13 protein-coding genes are annotated in these 19,228 nt (G+C 75.8%); 6 read left to right on the forward strand and 7 right to left on the reverse strand.

The features are described from left to right. The first annotated feature begins 82 nt into the window (after positions 1–82). A complete protein-coding gene (locus AB0N76_RS35535) occupies positions 83–5,890 on the forward strand; it encodes a hypothetical protein (RefSeq protein ID WP_363564481.1) in 5,808 nt (1,935 codons plus the stop codon). 128 nt (positions 5,891–6,018) lie between these two features. On the opposite strand, the gene AB0N76_RS35540 is transcribed toward AB0N76_RS35535, so the two are convergent. Further along, positions 6,019–7,140, reverse strand: a complete 1,122-nt coding sequence (locus tag AB0N76_RS35540; protein ID WP_363564483.1) for a PP2C family protein-serine/threonine phosphatase — start codon at positions 7,138–7,140, stop codon at positions 6,019–6,021. Between the two features lie 159 nt (positions 7,141–7,299). Between AB0N76_RS35540 and AB0N76_RS35545 the strand changes: the two genes are divergently transcribed. Beyond that, entirely contained in the window at positions 7,300–8,247 is a 948-nt protein-coding gene (locus AB0N76_RS35545; protein WP_363564485.1) for a pseudouridine synthase, read from the forward strand. Here AB0N76_RS35545 and AB0N76_RS35550 read toward each other — a convergent pair. The 3 genes from AB0N76_RS35550 to AB0N76_RS35560 form a co-directional block, all read right to left on the reverse strand. Then, complete coding sequence (locus tag AB0N76_RS35550) at positions 8,244–11,957, reverse strand: SpoIIE family protein phosphatase (protein WP_363564487.1); 3,714 nt, start codon at positions 11,955–11,957, stop codon at positions 8,244–8,246. The genes AB0N76_RS35545 and AB0N76_RS35550 overlap by 4 nt on opposite strands. Positions 11,958–12,058: 101 nt before the next feature. Then, on the reverse strand, positions 12,059–13,153 hold the full coding sequence (locus tag AB0N76_RS35555) for a serine hydrolase domain-containing protein (protein WP_363564489.1): 1,095 nt from the start codon (positions 13,151–13,153) through the stop codon (positions 12,059–12,061). A 117-nt stretch (positions 13,154–13,270) separates the two neighbouring features. Next, on the reverse strand, positions 13,271–14,212 hold the full coding sequence (locus tag AB0N76_RS35560; RefSeq protein WP_363564491.1) for a glycoside hydrolase family 19 protein: 942 nt from the start codon (positions 14,210–14,212) through the stop codon (positions 13,271–13,273). Between the two features lie 279 nt (positions 14,213–14,491). Between AB0N76_RS35560 and AB0N76_RS35565 the strand changes: the two genes are divergently transcribed. Together AB0N76_RS35565 and AB0N76_RS35570 are read left to right on the forward strand one after the other, a co-directional pair. Next, positions 14,492–15,265, forward strand: a complete 774-nt coding sequence (locus tag AB0N76_RS35565) for a GntR family transcriptional regulator (RefSeq protein WP_363564493.1) — start codon at positions 14,492–14,494, stop codon at positions 15,263–15,265. 188 nt (positions 15,266–15,453) lie between these two features. Further along, complete coding sequence (locus AB0N76_RS35570; RefSeq protein WP_363564496.1) at positions 15,454–16,974, forward strand: alkaline phosphatase family protein; 1,521 nt, start codon at positions 15,454–15,456, stop codon at positions 16,972–16,974. On the opposite strand, the gene AB0N76_RS35575 is transcribed toward AB0N76_RS35570, so the two are convergent. After that, positions 16,975–17,397: an HIT family protein gene (locus tag AB0N76_RS35575; RefSeq protein ID WP_363564498.1), complete on the reverse strand. Its 423-nt coding sequence runs from the start codon at positions 17,395–17,397 to the stop codon at positions 16,975–16,977. It abuts the gene before it with no gap. A 148-nt stretch (positions 17,398–17,545) separates the two neighbouring features. Between AB0N76_RS35575 and AB0N76_RS35580 the strand changes: the two genes are divergently transcribed. Next, positions 17,546–17,737 (forward strand): DUF1508 domain-containing protein, encoded by a 192-nt coding sequence (locus tag AB0N76_RS35580; RefSeq protein WP_363564500.1) that lies wholly within the window; start codon positions 17,546–17,548, stop codon positions 17,735–17,737. 79 nt (positions 17,738–17,816) lie between these two features. Here AB0N76_RS35580 and AB0N76_RS35585 read toward each other — a convergent pair whose 3' ends face one another. Together AB0N76_RS35585 and AB0N76_RS35590 are read right to left on the reverse strand one after the other, a co-directional pair. After that, entirely contained in the window at positions 17,817–18,512 is a 696-nt protein-coding gene (locus AB0N76_RS35585) for an MSMEG_1061 family FMN-dependent PPOX-type flavoprotein (protein WP_363564502.1), read from the reverse strand. Between the two features lie 83 nt (positions 18,513–18,595). After that, a complete protein-coding gene (locus AB0N76_RS35590) occupies positions 18,596–18,844 on the reverse strand; it encodes an SCO4226 family nickel-binding protein (protein ID WP_363564504.1) in 249 nt (82 codons plus the stop codon). A gap of 166 nt (positions 18,845–19,010) precedes the next feature. Here AB0N76_RS35590 and AB0N76_RS35595 point away from each other — a divergent pair. Next, positions 19,011–19,228 (forward strand): AAA family ATPase (locus AB0N76_RS35595; protein ID WP_363564506.1); only part of this gene is annotated, 218 nt, incomplete at its 3' end.

The following is a 19,228-nucleotide window of genomic DNA, read 5'->3' on the forward strand; positions in this document are numbered from 1 at the left end:
GATCGGGGCCGGGCCCGGACCGGGCCCGGGCCCCGCCGCCCCCGCCGCCCCCGCCGCCGCGCTCGACAAGGTCCCGCCGGTCATGTTCGGCAGCCTGCCCGACGGCCCCGGCAGCGTGCCGTTCACCGGCATCGGCTTCCCCGCCTTCGCCGAACGCCCCGCCACCGACCACCTGCGCGGCCTGCGCCGCCGCGACAGCCGCCAGCTCGACGGACACATCCGGCTCGGCTCCAACCTCAAGTCCGGCCTGCTCGACCTCGCCTTCACCACCGAGCGCCCGGAACGCGGCCCCGCCGACGGCCGCGACCCCTGGCTCGGCGTCTCCGGCGCCGCGCTCTTCACCCAGGACGGCGCCCTGCTGGTCGGCGTGCAGGCCCACCGGCTGCCCGCCGCCGGCACCGGCAGCGCCGAGGCCGAACCGATCACCCGCGCGCTGGCCGACGAGACCTTCCGCGCCGTCCTCGCGAGCGAGTACGTCCCCGCCCGTTCGCTGCCCGTCGCGCTGCCCGGCCAGCCGGCCGAGGACCCGCTGCGCCCCATCCTCTCCCAGCAGGAACTCATCGACGGCTTCGGCGAGTTCAAGATGAACCTGACCGCCGAACGGCTCCCCTTCGTCCCGCCCGGCGCCGACCACCCCGCCGCCCCCGAACGGATCCTCGCCCGGCTCGCGGCCGACCCCGACCGGGGCGTCCTGCTGGTCGGCGCGGCCGGCACCGGCAAGACCCGGACCGGCATCGAGGTCGGCCGGCTGGCCCTGGACGCGGGCTGGCGGGTGCTGCACGTCGTCCCCGGCGACGACCGGCGGATCACCGACGGGATCGCCGAGCAGGTCGTCGCCGAACCGACCCCGGTGCTGGTGGTGCTCGACTACCTCAACGACTCCCAGCTGAACCTGGTGGCCCTCCGCCACGGCCTCATCCCGGAGGCCCGGCGACGCGGCGTCATGCTCGCCCTGCTCGCCTCCGTCCGCCCCGGCTGGCTCCGCAAGGGGGACCGGGCCGCCCGGCTGCACGAACTCTTCGACGAGGTGCAACTGCGCCAGGACGAGGAGTTCCAGCGGCAGATCACCGAGCACGCGCTCCGCATCCTGGCGCCCACCGCGCGCCGCCGGCTGCCCCCGGCCCGGCTGCGCCAGCTGGTCGGCAAGCGCCCGATCGTCGCCCTGCTGATCGCCGACGAGCTCGAACGCCGGGTGCGGGAGGGCCGGCCGCCCGTCCCCGAAACGGCCGGCCTGCGGCTCGACGGCCACCTCTCGGTCTGGCTGGAGAGCAGGCTCCGCGAGGACGGCCTGGCGGTCGGCGGGCGCGCGGACGACTTCACCCCCGCCCGGGCGTCGCACGGACTGGTCGCCGCCGCGGCCGCGGCCGCCGCCTGCCCGCAGAGCCGGGCCGGCGTGGTGGCCGCCGCCCGGGACGCGCTGGCCGCCGTCCGCGGCGAGGCCTCCACGGAGGGGGTGATCGCGTCCACCGGCACGACCGGCACGGTGCCGACCCCGACCGCCGAGAACATCGTCGACACCCTGATCTCCAACGGCTGGTTCGAACAGGGCAAGGCCGGGCTGACCGTCGCCCACGACGTCGTCGCCGACCAGCTGATCGAGACCGTCATGCTCCCCGAGCGCGACACCGGCCCGGACCGCCTCGGCATCCGGGCCCTGCTGACCGGCTGCCTCGCCGGCCCGCGGACGGTCGGCTGCTTCGCCGGCAACATCGGCCGCCTGGTCAACGACCTCGCCCCGGACCGGGCCGACGCCGTCACCCCCGTCCTCGACGGCTGGTTCACCGAGAACGCCGCCGACCTCGGACAGGTCCTGAGCCGCCGCTCCGAGGCGGGCGGCTACGCCCTCGGCGCGATCTTCTCCGGCCCGCCCTGGTCCGGCTCGGTGGTCCGCAGCTGGCCCCAGGTCGTCGATCCCTGGCTCGACGGCCACGGCAGCGGCCTCGACGCCCGCCACCTGCTCTACCGGGGCATCCGCAACCTCCCGCTGGACGGTGCGCTGCTCCTCCTCCCCACCGCGCTCGACTGGCTCCGCACCCACGGCTCACGGCGCGAGGCCGGCTACGTGCTCGGCCCGCTGGTCTCCCGCGCCGACCTGCCCCCGCAGGCCGTGCGGCGCGCCGTCGCCGGCACCCTCCGCTGGCTGGACCGGCACGCGACGGCATCGGACACCCGGTTCGTGGTGGTCCCGCTGCTCGCCCGCACCGACCTCGGCCGCGGCGAACGCTCCCGCGCGGTGACCGCCGCCCTGCGCTGGCTCCGGGCCCACAGCGCCACCAACGACGCCCAGTACGTCCTCCGCGCCCTGCTCACCACCGACGGCCTCACCGTCCCGCACCGGCGCGCCGTGCTCGCCGCCACCCAGACCTGGCTCGACCAGCAGGACACCGCCCCCGGCACGCCGTTCGTGCTCCGCGCCCTGCTCGCCCGCGACGACCTGACCGCCGAGGAACGCGCCCGCCACCTCGCGGCCGCCCGCGGCTGGCTCGCCGAGCACGCGGGCGGCGACGAGGCCGGACCGATGTTCCGGGCCCTGCTGTTCCGCACCGACCTCACCCCGGACCACCGCCGGCGGATCACCGCCCAGGCCGTCGCCTGGCTCGACGACCGGGCCGACACCCCGAACGCCACCTACGTCCTGCGCCCCCTGCTGTCCCGGGACGACCTGCCCGCGCAGACCGGCGCCCGGGTGGTCCGGGCCGCGCTCACCTGGCTCCGCAAATACGCGGAGGCCGACGACGCGCAGTACGTCGTCGGCCCGCTGCTCTCCCGGACCGACCTGCCGCCGGAGGTGAGCCGCCGGACGGTGCGGGCGGCGCTCGACTGGGTCGGCCGGAACAGCGGGAACCCCGACACCCCGTTCGTCCTCGGCCCGCTGCTGGCCCGCACCGACCTGGGGCCCGCCGCAGGCGTCCAGGCGGCTGAGGCCGCACTGGCCTGGGTCGACGGACACGCCCGGACACCCGGCGCCGGGTTCGTGCTGCGCCCGCTGCTGTCCCGCACCGAGCTGCCCCCGGAGACCGGCCACCGGGTGGTGGCGGTGGCGCTCGACTGGATCGAACACCCGGACTCCATCGACACCGAGTTCGTCGTCGGCCCGCTGCTCGCCCGCACGGACCTGCCCCCGGAAGCCGGCGAACGGGCGGTGGCGGCCGCCCTCGGCTGGCTCGACCGGCACGGCGACAGCGCCGACGCCCGGTTCGTGCTGCAACGGCTGATCGCCCGCCCCGGCCTGCCCAGGGCGGCGGGCGACCGGGTGGTGACGGCGGCGCTGACCTGGCTCCAGCGGCACCCCGACACGGTCGGCGTGCCGTTCGTCCTCGCCCCGCTGCTCACCCGCCGCGACCTCGGCCGGGACGACGCGCGGCGGGCCGTCACCCTGGCACTCGACTGGGCCGACCACCACCGGCGCACCGGCGAGGCCGGCTTCGTGCTGCGCCCGCTGCTCGCCCGCCCCGACCTCACCGCCGCCGACGTCGAACGGGCCGCCGAACTCGCGTTCGACTGGCTGGGCCGGGTGGCCGACCCGGCCGACGCGCGCTTCGTCCTCGAACCGCTGCTGCTGCTCGACGATCCTGGTTCTGGTTCTGGTTCTGGTTCTGGTGCCGGCGGCGGCGTCGAGTGGCGGGAGCGCGTGGTCGGCCCCGCGCTCGGCTGGCTCGACCGGCACGGCACCCACGCCGGCGCCGGCAACCTGTTGCGCGCGCTGCTCCGGCGCACCGACCTCACCCCCGACGAGACCCGACGGGTCGCCGCCGACACCCTGACCTGGCTGGACAGCGACGCGGCCGCACCCCGGATGACGACACCCCTCCTGGAGGCCCTGCTCCGGCACGACGGACTCGACCCGGACCAGCTCGCCCTGGCCGCGGCCGTCACCCGCGGCTGGATCGAACGGAACGCCGACGCCCCCGAGACGCCCTACGTGCTGCGCGCCCTGCTCGCCCGCGACCACGCGCCCGAGGAGGAGGAACGCGTCACCGCCCTGACCCTCGAATGGATCGGATCCCGCGCGCGCTCCGCCGACTACATGCTCCAGACGCTGCTCCGGGAACGGCCCGCCGGAGCGGGACCTGGAGCCGGCGACCGGGGCCGCGGCGCCCTCGCCGTCTCCTGGGCGGAGGCCCGCCCGGACACCGCCGGCCCGCTCCTCGCCCGGCTGCTGCACCGCCCCGGACTCGCACCCCCGGAGGCCCGGCGCGCGGCCGCCCTGGCGCTCACCTGGTCCGAGCAGTACCCCGAACGGGCCGACGCCCTGTTCCGGGCCGCCCTCCGCCGCGGCGACCTCGGCCCCGAGGACACCCGGCGGGTGATCGCCACCGCCGTGGCCCACCTGACCCGCCTGACCGAGCGCCCGGGCAGGAAGGCCGGCGCCCTGATGCCCGCCCTGCTGACCTGCGAAGGGCTGGGGGAGAAGGAGTACCGGGTGGTCGTGTTGACGGCCTTCGCCTTGGAGGAGGAACGGGCCGTCCAGACCGGACAGCTGTTCCCCGGCCTGCTCGCCCGCGCCGACCTGTTCGCCCCGGCCCGCCGCTGGGCCGTCGACCGCGCCCTCACCTGGGCCGCACCCCGCCCGGCCGGCGGCCCCGCCGTGCTGCGCCCCCTGCTGACCCGCCACGACCTCCCCCCGGCGGACCGCCACCGGATCGTCGACGCGGCCCTGTCCTGGCTCACCCACCACGCCACCTCGGCAGAGGCCCGCTTCGTCCTCGCGGCCCTGCTGGCCCCGGAGGAGGCCGACGGCGCGCCGGGCGGCGGCGGGGCGGCGCCGGGCGGGGGCGCTGAGGCGGTCCACCATCCCCGGCCGCCTGCCGACGTCCGGGCGCTCGGGCTCGCCTGGGCCGAGGAGTACTCGGACCAGGCCGACGCCCTGCTGCGCCCCCTGCTGCTCTGCCCGGACCTGACCCCCGACGAGCTCCGGCGCACCGTCGACCTGGCCCTCGGCTGGGTCGACCGGAAGGGCGCCGACGGCGCGGCCCTGCTCGCCCGGTTGCTGGGCCGCCGCGACCTCGGGCCCGACGCCGGACCACGAGTGATCGCCACCGCCCGCGCCTGGCTCGACCGCCGGCCGACCGAGCGCGAGGCCCGGTCCGTGCTGCGGGCGCTGCTGAAGCACGGGGACCTGAGCCCCGAGGAACTCGGCTCCATCGCCACCGCGGCCTTCGCCTGGCTCGACCACCACACCGACCGGGCCCAGTCCGCCGGCATGCTGCGCGCCCTGCTGCAACGCCGGGACATCCCGGCCGGTGAGCTACGCCGGGCGACCGCCCGGGCCTTCGCCCTGCTCGACCTGCCCGGCGACGACGGCCGGCACGTGCTGCTCGGCGGGCTGCTGGCCGACGACGAGCTCCGGCCCGCCGAACTGCGGAGGGTCGTCGACGCGGCCTTCGACTGGCTCGCCCGCCACGGGGGGACGGCGGACGCCCACGACGTCCTCGGCCCGTTGGTGGACCGGACGGACCTCGGGGCGGAGGAAGTCCGCCGGACGCTTGCCCACACCTTCGGCTGGCTCGATGCCCACGCCACCGGCAACGCCGCGCTGAACGTCCTGGTGGCGCTGGTGGCGCGCCGGGGGCTCGATCCGGAGGCGTCGGCGAAGGTGGTCGGCCTGGCGCTGGACTGGTGCGACGGCCACGCCAGTGCCGTGGTCCGGTTCCTGCTGGCCCCGCTGCTCGCCCGGGACGACCTCACGGCCGAGCAGACCGCCCGGACCGTGGCCCTGGCCCTGCGCTGGCTCGACCGCCACGCGGCCGCCGACTACGGCCCGTCGGTGCTGCACCCCCTGCTGGCCCGCACCGACCTCACCCCCGACGCCCGCCACCGTGCCGAGACCCTGGCCGCGCACCCGCCCACCCAGCGCACGGCCCCTCCGGCGTCGGCTGCTCTGACCTGATCTGCGGAGCCCGTCACCGCGTGGGGGGCGTCCGCCCGGCGCGCGGTCGTTCCGGTGGCGAGTGCCGGGGCCGCGCGGATGGCTTCGACCGCCCGGCCCGTCGCCGCGCCCCCGCCCCCACCCACCCCTCACCGCTCCCAGCGGAGGGCGAGGGCCGCGGCGTCGTCGGCGAGGCCGGTGGGGGAGACCCAGCGGGCGAGGTCGGCGAAGAGGTCGTCGAGGAGGTCGTCCGGGCTGCCGGCCGGGAAGGTGGCGAGGCGGGTGGGGAGCGGGTAGAAGGTGCCGGCCGGGTCGCGGGCCTCGGAGACGCCGTCGGTGTGCAGGACCAGCAGGTCGCCGGGTTGCGGTTCGAAGGGGACGGCCTGGTAGTGGCTGTCGCCGGCCAGGTCGAGCAGGCCGAGCGGCGGGGCGTGCCCGGCGGGCGCCAGTTCGGTGACCTGGCCGGCCCGGCGCAGCAGCGGGTGCGGGTGGCCGCAGTTCACCAGCCGGGCGGCGCCGCTGCGCCGGTCCACGCCGATCAGCAGGGCGGTCGCGAAGCGTTCGTTGGCGGGCCGGGAGGACAGTGCCGCGTCCAGGCGTTCGGCGAGCCGGGCGAGGTCGGGTTCGGTGCGGGCGGCGGTGCGGAAGGCGCCGAGGACGTCGGCGGCCGTCTCGACGGCGGGCAGGCCGTGGCCCTGGACGTCGCCGAGCAGCACCCGGATGCCGAACGGGGTGTCCGCCACCGCGTACAGGTCGCCGCCGATCCGGGCCTCGGCGGCGGCCGCGACGTACCGGACGGCGATCCGCAGCGGGCCGACCCGTTCCGGGGGCGGGCGCAGCAGGGCCCGCTGGGCGGCTTCGGCGACGGTCCGGACCTGGAGCAGTTCGCGTTCCCGGGCGGCGGTGAGGACGACGTTGGCGGTGCTGGCGAGGGTGGCGGCGGTGATGGTGACCAGTGCGGTGGCGTGGACGGAGCCGGGCAGGTGGGTGTTGCCCTCCTCCAGCAGGCCGGCCACGACGATGGCGACCGCGCCGGTGGCGAGCGGGACCCGGGCCCGCCGGGTGGTGGCGCTGACCAGGACGGGGGCGACGGCGAGGACGGGGGAGAGGGTGGTGCCGGGGCCGGTGATCAGGTCGACGAGGACGGCGGCGAGCAGCAGCAGGAAGGCGCCGTAGAGCAGCAGCCGGGCCCGCCGGGGCAGCCGCGGCGGCGGCACGGCCCCGTCCCGCCGCCGCTCCGGACTCCCCGGGCCGTCGGTGCTCGCGGTCACGCACTCGCCTCCCGGGTCGGCGGCGGTTCCGGACGGACCCGCTCCTCCGTCCACTCTCCTCCGGCCCCCGCACCGACGGCATCCCGACAACCGGCCCGGCGGCATCCCGACAACAGCCCGCCGGCCGACCCCGCCCGGCCGGATAGGGTGGCCGGTGAGATGAGACGCAAGAGCACCCAGCCCGCCGCCCCCCTGCCGCAGCGACTCGGGGTGGATCCGGTGCACCTGCGGCTGCCGGTGCTCGGGGGGCCGTGGCCGACGGTGCGGGCGTATCTGGCGGAGCGGCTGCCGGCGGTGGCGACGGCGCGGGTGGACGCGCTGCTGGCGGCGGGTGAGGTGGTCGGCGAGGGCGGGCGGGTGCTCGGGCCGGAGGAGCCGTTCCGGCCGGGGGCGCACCTGTGGTTCTACCGGGAGCTGCGGGCGGAGGTGCCGGTCCCGTTCGAGCTGGACGTGCTGCACCGGGACGAGCACCTGGTGGTGGTGGACAAGCCGCACTTCCTGGCGACCACGCCGCGTGGCCGGCACGTGGTGGAGACGGCGCTGTCCCGGCTGCGGCACTCGCTCGACCTGCCCGCGCTGAGCCCGGCGCACCGGCTGGACCGGCTGACGGCGGGGCTGGCGATGTTCGTGGTGCGGCCGCAGGACCGGGGGGCCTACCAGTCGCTGTTCAAGGAGCGGCTGGTCCACAAGGAGTACCGGGCGGTCGCGCCGTACGATCCGGCGGTGGAGCTGCCGTGCACCGTGCGCAGCCACATCGTCAAGGAGCGCGGGCAGATCGCGGCCCGGGAGCTGGATGCGCCGCCGAACAGCGAGAGCCGGATCGAGCTGGTGGAGCGGCGCGGCGGCCTGGGGTGCTACCGGCTGCTGCCGTCGACGGGGCGGACGCATCAGCTGCGGCTGCACATGAGCGGTCTGGGGCTGCCGATCCTGGGCGATCCGGTGTATCCGGTGGTGTTGCCCGAGCCGGCCCCGGACGACTTCCACCGTCCGCTCCAACTGCTCTCCGCCGTCATGGAGTTCACCGATCCGCTGACCGGCCGGCCGCGCCGCTTCGAGAGCCGCCGGACGCTGGCGGCCTGGACCGACCACGAGGCCTGGGAGGGCTAGCGTTCAGCGCGCCCCGACAGCCCCGGCGGGAGCTCCAGTTCGAACCAGACCACCTTCCCGTCCGGGGTGCGCCGGCTGCCCCAGCGGTGGGCGAGCTCGTTGACCAGGTGCATGCCGCGGCCGCCCTCGTCCTCTTCCTGTGCGCGCCGCATCCGGGGCGAGGCGGCGTCCCGGTCGGCGACCTCGACGGTGAGCGTGCGGTTGCAGAACAGCCGTAGCTGGGTGGGGGATCCGGCGTGCACTAGGGCGTTGGTGATGAGTTCGCTGGTGAGCAGTTCGGCCCAGTCGGCGAGCGCGGCCAGCCCCCATTCGGTGAGCGTCTCGCGGGTGAAGCGGCGCGAGTGGGCGACCATCGCGTGGTCGTCGCCGAGCGGGAGGGTGGCGATCCGGTCGGAACCGGCGGGCCGGGCCTGCGCCATGAGGACGGCGATGTCGTCCTCGCTGCTGCGGCCGGTGAGTTCGGCGAGGACGGCGTCGCAGGTCTGTTCCAGCGAGCGGCGGCGGTCGGCGATGGTGCGGCAGAGCAGCTCCAGACCCTCGTCCAGGTCGCGGCCGCGCCGCTCGACCAGGCCGTCGGTGTAGAGGGCGAGGATGCCCTCCTCGGGAAGGGTGAACTCGACCGCCTCGAACGGGATTCCGCCGACCCCGAGCGGCACTCCGGGCGGCAGCTCGACCAGGTGCGCGCCGCCCTCGGCGTCGCCCAGCACCGGCGGCAGGTGGCCCGCGCAGGCGGCGGCGCAGCGCCGGTCGACGGGGTCGTAGACGACGCAGATGCAGGTCGCGAACTGGCCCTCGCCGATCGCCGTGGTGGCCTCGTCCAGCCGGTGCAGCACCCGGTCGGGCGTCAGGTCCAGGGTGATCAACGTCCGCGCGACGGTGCGGAGTTGGCCCATCGTGGCGGCGGCCCGGATGCCGTGGCCCATGACGTCGCCGACCACCAGGGCGACCCGGCCGGCGGACAGCGGCACGACGTCGAACCAGTCGCCGCCGACCTCGCTCACCACGCTGCTCGGCAGGTAGCGGTAGGCGATCTCCAGTCCGATCGTGCGGTGGATCTCCTGGGGCAGCAGGCTGCGTTGCAGGGTGAGCGCGGTGTCCCGCTCGCGCCGGTAGAGCCGGCCGTTGTCGATCGCCAGCGCGGTGCGGGCGGCCAGCTCCTCGGCCAGCGCGCGGTCCGCCGGTCCGTACGACAGCGGGTTGCGGGTGCGCATGAACTCCACGCCGCCGAGCACCACCCCGCGCGCCAGCAGCGGCACCATCAGGTACGAGTGCATCCCGGCCTCCAGGCTCGGCTGGACCCGGTCCGGGGAGGCGACGATCCGGCGCAGCGCCGCCTCGTCGACCTCCGAGATCAGGATCGACCGGCCGGTGCGCAGGCTCTCCGCGTAGACCTTGGCCGACTGCGAGGTCTCGCCGACCTGGTCGGCGGCGGCCGCCAGGACCCCGGTGGCGTCCACCTCGCCGACCGCCACCGCCCGCATCAGCACCGAGCCGTCGGGCGGGACGGGAGCCGGATCCTCGCCGCCGAGCACCGCCTCGCGCAGGTCGATGGTGACGAAGTCGGCGAAGCGCGGGATCACCACCTCCACCAACTCCTCGGCGGTGCGGTGCAGATCGAGCGTCGTCCCGATCCGGTTGGAGGCCTCGTTGAGCAGCGACAGCCGCTGCTGCGCGGCCCAGGCCTCGTCCAGGGCGCGCTGGCGGGCGGCGGCCGCGTCGCGTTCCCGGGTGAACAGCAGCGCGTTGTCGATCGAGACGGCCGCCCGGACGGCCAGTTCCCCGGCCAGCGCCAAGTCGTCGTCCTCGTAGGGGCGTTCCACCACGGTGCGGTAGAACGCGGCCACGCCGACCGGTGAACCGCGGGCGATCAACGGCACCACCATGAACGAGCGGACGTTCTGCTGGTGCACCGCCGCCGCGCGCACCGGGTCGTCCCGGAACCAGGCCAGCCCGGCGGCGTCCATCCGGGGCACCAGCACCGGCTTGCGGTGGGTGAGCGCCCAGGCGTAGGGGGAGGAGGGCTGGAAGCGCTGCACGCCGCCGGACCGGTCGATCGGGGCGAGGGTGGAGCCGTGCGCGGAGTGGAAGGCCATCCGGCGCAGCACCGCCGAACCGTCCACCGCCGGGCGGGCCTCGCGCTCGCCGCGCACCAGGTCGTCGAGCACCTCGACCACCACCGTGTCGGCCAGCCGGGGGGTCGCCACCTCGGCCAACTCCTGGGCGGTCTGGGCGAGATCGAGCGTGGTGCCGATCCGGGTGGAGGCCACGTTGACCAGCGCCAGCCGCTCCTGCGCGGCCTTCGCCTCGCGCAGCGCCTGCTGGCGGGCCAGCACGGTCTGGTGCTGGCGCAGGTAGAGCCGGGCGTTGTCGATCGCCACGGCCGCCCGCGAGGCCAGCTCGTCACCGAGCGTGATGTCGGCCTCGGCGAAGGACTCCCGTTCGCCGCGCCGGGAGTAGACGATCATGCCGAGCGTGGTGCCGCGCGCCACCAGCGGGGTGATCCGCACCGACCGCGGCCGGTCGCCGAGGAACGCCTGGCGGCGGCTCTCGGTGATCGCGTCGCTCAGCGGCGGCAGCTCCCAGGACGGCACCACCACCGTCCGTCCGGTGGCCAGCGCCCGCGCGTAGGGGGAGTCCGGCGCCACCTCGTAGACGGTGTCCACCGGCAGCGCCTCCGCCGGGTACAGCGGGTCGGTGCTGGCCAGCGCCAGCCGGCGGACCTGCTGCGGGGCGGTCGGGTCCAGCGGTTCGACGTTCCGGCCGGCCGCCAGCGCCTCCAGCGCGAAGACGCCGCTGATGTCGGCGACCTTCGGCACCATCGCGTCGGCCAGTTCGCGGGCGGTCTGGCGCAGGTCCAGCGTGGTGCCGATGGAGGCGGTGGCCTCCACCAGCAGGGCGAGCCTCTCCTGGGCCCGGGCGGCGCGGGCGTCGGCCCGGAAGTGCTCGGTGATGTCGATGACCGTCGAACTGACGCCGAGCACCCGGCCGCCCGGGTCCTCCAGCCGGAAGTACGAGGCCGACCAGGCGTGCTCGTGGGTCGGGTCGCCGGGGGTGCGGCCGTGCGAACGGGAGTCCAGCACCGGCTCGCCGGTCTCCAGCACCCGGCGCATCACCGCCTCGTTCTCCGTGCCGTTGATGCCGGGCAGCAGCTCGGTCAGCCGGTGGCCGAGGTGGCGCTCCACCGACAGGCCGTTGACCCGGGCCAGCGCCTCGTTCAGCCGGACGAACGCCAGCCTGGTGTCGAAGACGCCCATGCCGACCGGGGACTGGGTGAAGAAGCCGTCCAGCACGGCCAGGTCGGCCTGGATCCGGCGCAGCGTCGTCACGTCCGAGGCCACCGCCAGCACCAGCGGGCTGCCGCCGGGGCCGGCGATCGGGTGGGTGCGGAACTCCAGGTTGACGTGGTGCCCGTCCCGGTGGCGCACCGGGAAGACCCCGGACCAGCCGCGGCCGTCCAGGATCTCCTGGAACAGCTCCAGCACCTCCGGCCGCTGGTCGTCCGAGGCCAGCAGCTGGGCGGCCCGGGCGCCGATCGCCTCCTCCGGGGAGTAGCCGAGCAGTGCCTCGGCGTCGTTGCTCCAGTGCAGGATCCGGCCGTCGGACTCGATCAGCGCGGTGGCGATCGGCACCATCAGCAGCGCGTCGGGACGCGGGTCCTCGCCGGACTCGCCGCCCGGCTCCGCGCCGGCCTCACGCCGTTCGTTCACCATGCTCGGTCACCATGGCCATCGGACCGCCCGGAGATCGTCTGCACCAGCCCTGCCATCTTCCCACGCGCCCCACCACCCCCGCGCGGCGCAAAGCAGGGGGCCTACGTGCGGGGGAAGGTGGGGCGGGTGGTCTGGAGGGTGCGGAGGAGGGCGACGGCGGCGGTGTCGACGGAGCGGCGGGTGTTGGCCAGGGCTATCACGCCGACCTGCTTCTCCGGGTCGAAGCCCACGAACGAGCGGTAGCCGCCCGTCCCCCCGTTGTGCCAGACCTGCAGGTGCCCGCCCTGGCTGGCGTGCAGGCGGGAGCCGAGCCAGCCGAGGTGCATCCAGGCGACCGGGTTGACCCGGTGCCGCACCTCCCGGGTCAGCGTGATCGCGGGCGCCAGCGCCGCGCTCCCGTCCGTCGCGTCCTCGTCGGCCGTCCCCGCGGCCAGCTGCGCCCGCAGGAAGACGGCCAGGTCGGCGACGGTGGACTTGAGCCCGCCCGCCCCCGCGAGGTCGGCCAGCTGCCAGGGCGGCACCGGCCGTCCGCCCGCGGTGTGGCCCGGGGCGAGCCGGGTCGTCTGCGCCGGGTCGGGCGTCAGCACCGTGTCCGCGAGGCCGAGCGGCTCGCAGATCTCCCGTCGGACCAGCTCCCCGTACCCGGTCCCGGCCCGGTGGGCGAGGGCGAGGCCGAGCAGCCCGGCGCCGAGGTTGGAGTAGCGGAAGCTGCGTCCCGGGGTGGCCCGCAGCCTGGTCCGGCGCAGGCCCGCGAGCAGCCGGTCGGCGGTGCAGTGCGCGTACGGGTCGGGCTTGCCGGGCCGGAGCAGCGCGGGGAGCAGCATCCCGGCGGGCAGCCGGGGCAGGCCGGAGGTGTGGGTCGCGAGGTGGCGCAGCGTGAGCGGGGTCGAGCCCTTGGCGGGGACGGCGGTGCCGGCCGGGAGTGCGTCGGCCAGCACGTCGGCGAGCGGCTCGTCCAGGGCGACGGTCTCGGCCAGGGCGAGCCGGGCGAGCGCGAGTGAGGTGAACACCTTGGTCACCGAGCCGATCTCGAACAGCGTGTCCGGGCCGGGCGGTCCGCCGGCGGCGCCGGGGCCGGTGCGCCCGGCGCCGCGGATCTCCACCGTGCCGCGGGCGAGTCCGGCGACCACCGCGCCGACCTGCTGGCCGGCGAGGCGGTCGGCGGTCTGCTGGACGAGGCTGCCAAGGTCGTTCATGGTGTCGAGCCTAGGAGCGGTCGGACGGCCCGGGCGTCCACCGTGGCGACGATTTCGTCCCCCTCCGGTCGTCCGTCGGAGGTACGGTCGCGCCACGGTGGACGGGTTAACGGACGGTCAGCAGCTCAGGTTGGACCCGGGGACGGTGCCGAGCAGCTGGGTGAAGCTCTGGTAGGAGTTGATCCGGCTCTGCACCTGCGCCGGGTTGCCGCCGTTGCACTCCAGCGCGCCGTTGATGCTGCGGATCGTCTCGCCGAAGCCGTAGCCGTTGACCATGGCGTTGTGCGGGGTCATGGTGCCGGGGCCGTTCTGGGTGTTCCAGTACCAGAGCGCGGTCTTCCAGGCGACGGCCGGGTCGGTCTGCACCAGGTTGGGGTTGTGCAGCAGGTCGATGCCGAGCGCGTCGCCGGCCGCCTTGTAGTTGAAGTTCCAGCTCAGCTGGATCGGTCCGCGCCCGTAGTACGCGGCCTGGCCGGCCGGGCAGCCGTACGGCTGGGAACTGTCGCAGTAGTGGGGGTAGTTGGCGGTGTTCTGCTCGACGACGTAGTAGAGCCCGCCGGTCTCGTGGTTGACGTTGGCGAGGAAGGCCGCGGCCTCCTGCTTGCGGACGGTGTCGCTGCCGGTGGCCGCGAACGCGGGGTAGGCGGTGGTGGCGTCGAGCAGGCCCTGGTAGGTGTAGAAGGGGTTCCGGTTCGGGAACATCCGGTCGAACTGGGCCTGGCTGACCGGGAATCCGCCCGGGTTGGGCGTCCCGGTGCCGGTCGGCGTCGGGGTCGGCGTCGTGGTCGTGGTGGGGGTCGGCGTCGGGCCGGTGCCGCAGGTGCCCTGGTCGGACCAGACGCCGGAGCCGCCGGTGCTCGGCGGCTCGTTCTGGGTCCACCACTTGGCGCGCCAGTTGTGGCCGTTGTGGGAGACGGTGGCGCCGTTGAGGTAGACGGAGGAGGAGCTCCAGGGCGTGGCGCAGACGGCGGCGCTCGCGTTGGCGACGGGCAGCAGCAGGACGACCGCGAGCGCCGTGGCGAGCGCGGAGAGCAGTGCGAGCAGGCGTTTCGTGGACACTTGATCACCCCTTGTGCGGTGGGGGCCGCACGGTCGTGGAGGAAGGGACGTCGGGGCAGGGGAGGCCGGGCCCCGCGGTGTGGGGGCTCGTCGTGGGGGACGGGCCGACCGGGGTGCGGGCCGGTGCGGGGCTGACCCAGACTCAAGCGGAGTGGTCTATACCTGTCAAGGGGGTCGGGCGAAAGAGCCGCCGGGCGGACGGCGCGGCCGCGCCGCGCCGTCCGGACCGGACCCCGCGCCCCGTCCGGCCCCGGCCCCGCCGTCTGGAAGGATGGCCGGGTGGACGAGACCCCCGACCCCGTGGCCCGCTCCGGCCCGGGCGCACCGATCCGCTCGGGCATCCCCGAGCACGGCCGGGTGCCCAAGTACTACGCCGTCAAGGGCCAGTTGGAGGCGCTGCTCGACGAGCTCGGCGAGGGCGGGGTGCTGCCGACCGAGCGCGAACTGGCGGCCCGCTTCGAGGTTGCCCGCGAGACCCTCCGCCAGGCGCTGCGCGACCTGCTGATCCAGGGCCGGGTCCGGCGGCGCGGCCGCAGCACGGTGGTGGCCGGCCCCAAGCTGGAGCAGCCGCTCTCGCTCGCCAGCTACACCGAGGGCGTCCGGCGCCAGGGCCGGGTGCCCGGGCGCACGCTGATCGGGCTGGAGCGGCTCGGCGCCGATCCGCAGCTGGCCGGTCAGCTGCGGATCGCCCCCGGCGAGCCGGTCTGGCACCTGGAGCGGGTGCTGCTCGCGGACGGCGAGCGGGTCGGCCTGGAGAGCACCTACCTGGCGGTGGGCCGGGTCCCGGCGCTGGACGAGGAGTTCGATCCCGGCTCCTCGCTCTACGCGTTCCTCGCGGAGAAGGCGGGCATCACCTTCGGCGCCGCCGACGAGCGGATCGAGACGGTGCTGGCGACCCCGCGCGAGGCCCTGCTGGTCGGCACCCCGCCCGCCCTGCCGATGCTGCTGCTGCACCGGCTGACCCGGGACGCGGCCGACCTGCCGGTGGAGCGGGTGCGCTCGCTCTACCGGGGCGACCGGTTCAGCTTCACCACCCGGCTCGAAGCGGACTGACCGAGCCGTCGCTCCGCCCGCACCTGCCCCACTCGCCCCACCCGCATCACAAAACGGTAACGGGTCTGGACCGAATTCGAGCGCTGTTCACGCCCGGGTCGGGAACCCGGCGACCGCCGTCCACCCGCTGCTCCGACCGTGGTCACCGCCCCCCTTCCCGCGTCATGACGCAGCATCAGGAGGACCACGTGAACCCCCGGAACCCCGCCGCCCCCGCCCTCTCCCGCCGCGGCCTGCTCCTCGGCGCCGCCACCGCCGTGCTCGCCGCCGGCCCGCTCACCGCCACCGCCGCCCGCGCCGCCACCGCCGCGGCCGCCGCCCGCACCCCGAAGGTCCTGGTCATCGGCCTCGACGGCACCATGCTCACCCGCATCAAGGACGCCGGCGCCGCCAACCTCACCGCCCTCATGGCCGGCGGCCTCACCGCCGCCAGCAGCCTCTACGCCAACCCGATGGCCGGCACCTCCTCCGGCCCCGGCTGGTCCACCATCGCCACCGGCGTCTGGCCCGACAAGCACAACGTCCGCGACAACGACTTCACCGCCCCCGCCTTCGCCGCCTACCCCGACTTCCTCACCCGCGCCGAGGCCGCCGACCCCGCGCTCGCCACCTACGTGGTCGCCTCCTGGGCGCCGATCGCCGACACCATCTACTCCGGCCGGGTCGACACCCGGGTCGCCACCCCGTCCGCCGAGTACGACGCCGGCACCACCTCCCGCGCCGTCGCCAAGCTGCGCGACGAGAACCCCGACGCCGTCTTCGTCCAGCTCGACAACGTCGACCACGCCGGCCACAGCAGCGGCGCCGCCAGCCAGGCCTACCTGGACGCGATCCGCGGCGTCGACGCCCAGGTCGGCCAGATCCTGACGGCGGTCCGCGGCCGCGCCGGCTACGGCCAGGAGGACTGGCTGGTCATGATCACCGCCGACCACGGCCACACCCCCACCGGCGGCCACGGCGGCTCCAGCTGGGACGAGCGGCAGACCTTCGTGATCGCCAACGGCTCGGCCTTCCCGGCCGGTTCGGTCCGCCACGACGTGCGGATGGTGGACATCGCGCCCACCGCCCTCGCCCACCTCGGCATCGCCGTCGACCCGGCCTGGGGCCTGGACGGCAGCCCGATCCCCGCCCTCGTCCCGGACGCCTTCGACGCGCTGCGCCCGCAGCTCACCGGCCGGGTCGACGAGACCGGCATCGCGGCCGGCGTCCTCGGCTTCACCCACACCCCGCCGGCCGGCTGGTCGGTCGACAACTCGGCGATGGGCACCGGCGGCGTCACCGAGTGGCGCGGCTGGTCGTTCACCACCGACGAGTTCTGGACCAAGACCCAGCGCGACCAGAACCGCGAGCTGAACGTCCGCTCCCGCAACGTCTTCGCCGTCGCCGACTCCGACGAGTGGGCCGACAAGACCTTCAAGGGCTCCTACGACTCGACCCTGGTCAGCCCCGAGTACCCGGTCGGGGGCCGGAGCACCGTCCCGGTCGCCTTCACCACCTTCTACCGGCCGGAGAGCCCGCAGACCGCCCAGGTGTTCGCGGTCTGGGACGGCGGCACGCCCGTCCAGGTCCGCGCCTTCACCGCCGACACCAACGGCCGGCAGCGGCTCGACCTGGCCGTCCCGGCGGGCGCGAGCCGGCTGCGGCTGCGCTTCCGGTACACCGGCAGCAACAACTGGTACTGGGTGATCGACGACGTCCGGGTCGGCTGATCAGCCCGGTGGCCGGGCGAGCGCGGCGCGCAGCCGTTCGGCGACCGCCGCCGCGCCCGCCTCGTCCGGGTACTTCCCGCGCGGCCAGAAGAAGCCGCGCAGCCCGTCCTTCGGGTTGCGCGGCACCACGTGGACGTGCAGGTGCGGCACCGACTGACTGATCCGGTTGTTCGCCGCGACGAAGCTGCCCGCCGCGCCCAGCCCGTCCTCCACGGCCGCCGCGACCCGCTGCACCCGCAGGAAGAACGGGCCCACCTCCGCCGCCGGCAGGTCCGCCAGCGTGCGGTGGTGGGCCCGCGGCACCACCAGCACGTGGCCGGGGAACAGCGGCCGGCGGTCCAGGAAGGCCACCGCGGTCTCGTCGTCCAGCACCCGGTGCGCGGACTCCGTGCCCGCCACCACCGCACAGAAGACGCAGTCCATCCGCCCATTCAACCCGCCCGCCGCCGCCCCGGCACGCGCTCCGGGACCGGTCACCCGTCCGGCCCCCGAGCGGGTGCGGGCCACCGCCGCCGGGGCGCACCGTGCAGGTGGGCGCGCCGCGCGCCCCGACGACGAGGAGGTGGCCCGGATGGCGGGCAAGTTCGAGGTGTACGAGGACGCCGGTGGCAAGTACCGGTTCCGGCTCAAGGCGGGCAACGGCGAGATCGTCGCCACCGGCCAGGGCTACGCGAGCAAGGACGCCGCCCACAAGGGCGTCGACGCCGTCCGACGGGCGGCGGACGGTGCGACGGTGGTGGACGTGGCCAAGGCCGCGGCCTGAGCCGGGCGACGACGGGCCGGCCCCGGACGGTGTTCCGTCCGTCCGGGACCGGCCCGTCGCGCCGCCGGTCGTGGTGCCGTCACTCGTAGCGGTAGAGCAGGGACTCGCGCTCGGCCTGCCGGATCGCCTCGATGGTCAGCGACGGGTCGGCCAGGTGGGAGAGGGTGACCTCGGCCGAACTCGGCTGGGCGTCCGGGGCGAGCCAGTTCTCCGGCTTCCATGCCGAGGAGCGCAGCAGCGCCTTCGGGCAGTGCGGGTAGACCTCCTCGACCGCCACCACGATCGCGCTGCGCGGCGGCTTGCCGACCGCCGTCAGCTGCTCCAGCAACCGCGGGTCGGTGGAGACGCACGCCCGGCCGTTGACCCGCAGCGTGGTGTCCCGGCCGGGGATGACGAACAGCAGGCCGGCCCGGCCGGTCTCGACGATGTTGTGCAGGGTGTCCAGCCGCTTGTTGCCGGTCGCGTCCGGGATCGCCAGGGTGTGCTCGTCGAGCACCGAGACCAGCCCGGCCGGGCCCCCGCGCGGGGACACGTCGCAGCGCCCGGCGGCGTCCGCGCTGGCCACGAAGACCAGCGAGGAGCAGGCGATCAGCTGCCGCGCGAGGCTGTTGATGTGGTCGACCTGCTTGCGGCGGGCGTGGTCGCCGGGCTGCTCGTAGACCTCCCGCAGGCCCGCCACGTCGCGGACGGCGCCGGCGCTGAGCGCTTCGAAGAGCCCGGCCGGACGGCTGGGCGCGGCGGTTGACGGAACGACAGTCTCCGGTGTGCTGGTCATACCGGTAACGTAGCGGAGTCTCCGCGATCGGCCAGGGGGTCCCCCGTCCGAATCCGGCGCCCGTCCAACGGATCGGGCGGGCGTCAGACGGTCAGCGGAACGGCGTGCACCTCGTCCGCCGGATGCCCGGAGGCCTGGTGGACCTTCTGCACGGCCTCCTTCGACGGCGCCTCGGACAGGCACCAGACGTCACCCGTGGACGGGTCGGCCCACGCCTGCTCGAAGTGCACGCCCTCGGCGCCCTCGTTCGCCAGATCGGCCTGGTGCGCCGCCCGCAACTGCTCCGCGGTGATACCGACCATCCCGTGGTGGACATCCATGAACTTCGCCATGACTCCCGCACCTCCTGCGGTCCCCGCGACGGCGCGCACCGCCGCCCGGATACCACCAGCGTGCGCCCGGCGCACCCCGGGCCGCCACCGGGCGCCCGGCCTACCCTCTGAGGAGAGGGCTCGCGCGGCGGCGGCGCGCGCCCCACCCGGGCGAGAGGACGACCCGATGCCTGCGCTCCCCTTCGTCGGCCGGGCCGACCAGCTGGCCGAACTCGCGGACGCCCTCGCCGCCGCCCGGGCCGGCCACGGCGGCCTCGCCGTCCTCACCGGCCCCTCGGGCACCGGGAAGACCCGGGCGGCCGAGGAGACCGCCCGCCGCGCCGACGGCTTCCGCACCCTCTGGCTCTGGCGCCCGCCCCGCCCGCCACCCCGCCGACCGCCGCC

The organism is Kitasatospora sp. NPDC093806, assembly GCF_040683335.1.
Taxonomy (GTDB): Bacteria; Actinomycetota; Actinomycetes; order Streptomycetales; family Streptomycetaceae; genus Kitasatospora.

Coding starts and splice junctions, on each gene's coding strand:
- AB0N76_RS35535 (WP_363564481.1), top strand. CDS start 83: ATGTTCGGCAGCCTGCCCGACGGCCCCGGCAGCGTGCCGTTCACCGGC.
- AB0N76_RS35545 (WP_363564485.1), top strand. CDS start 7,300: ATGAGACGCAAGAGCACCCAGCCCGCCGCCCCCCTGCCGCAGCGACTC.
- AB0N76_RS35550 (WP_363564487.1), bottom strand. CDS start 11,957: ATGGTGAACGAACGGCGTGAGGCCGGCGCGGAGCCGGGCGGCGAGTCC.
- AB0N76_RS35555 (WP_363564489.1), bottom strand. CDS start 13,153: ATGAACGACCTTGGCAGCCTCGTCCAGCAGACCGCCGACCGCCTCGCC.
- AB0N76_RS35575 (WP_363564498.1), bottom strand. CDS start 17,397: ATGGACTGCGTCTTCTGTGCGGTGGTGGCGGGCACGGAGTCCGCGCAC.
- AB0N76_RS35580 (WP_363564500.1), top strand. CDS start 17,546: ATGGCGGGCAAGTTCGAGGTGTACGAGGACGCCGGTGGCAAGTACCGG.
- AB0N76_RS35585 (WP_363564502.1), bottom strand. CDS start 18,512: ATGACCAGCACACCGGAGACTGTCGTTCCGTCAACCGCCGCGCCCAGC.
- AB0N76_RS35590 (WP_363564504.1), bottom strand. CDS start 18,844: ATGGCGAAGTTCATGGATGTCCACCACGGGATGGTCGGTATCACCGCG.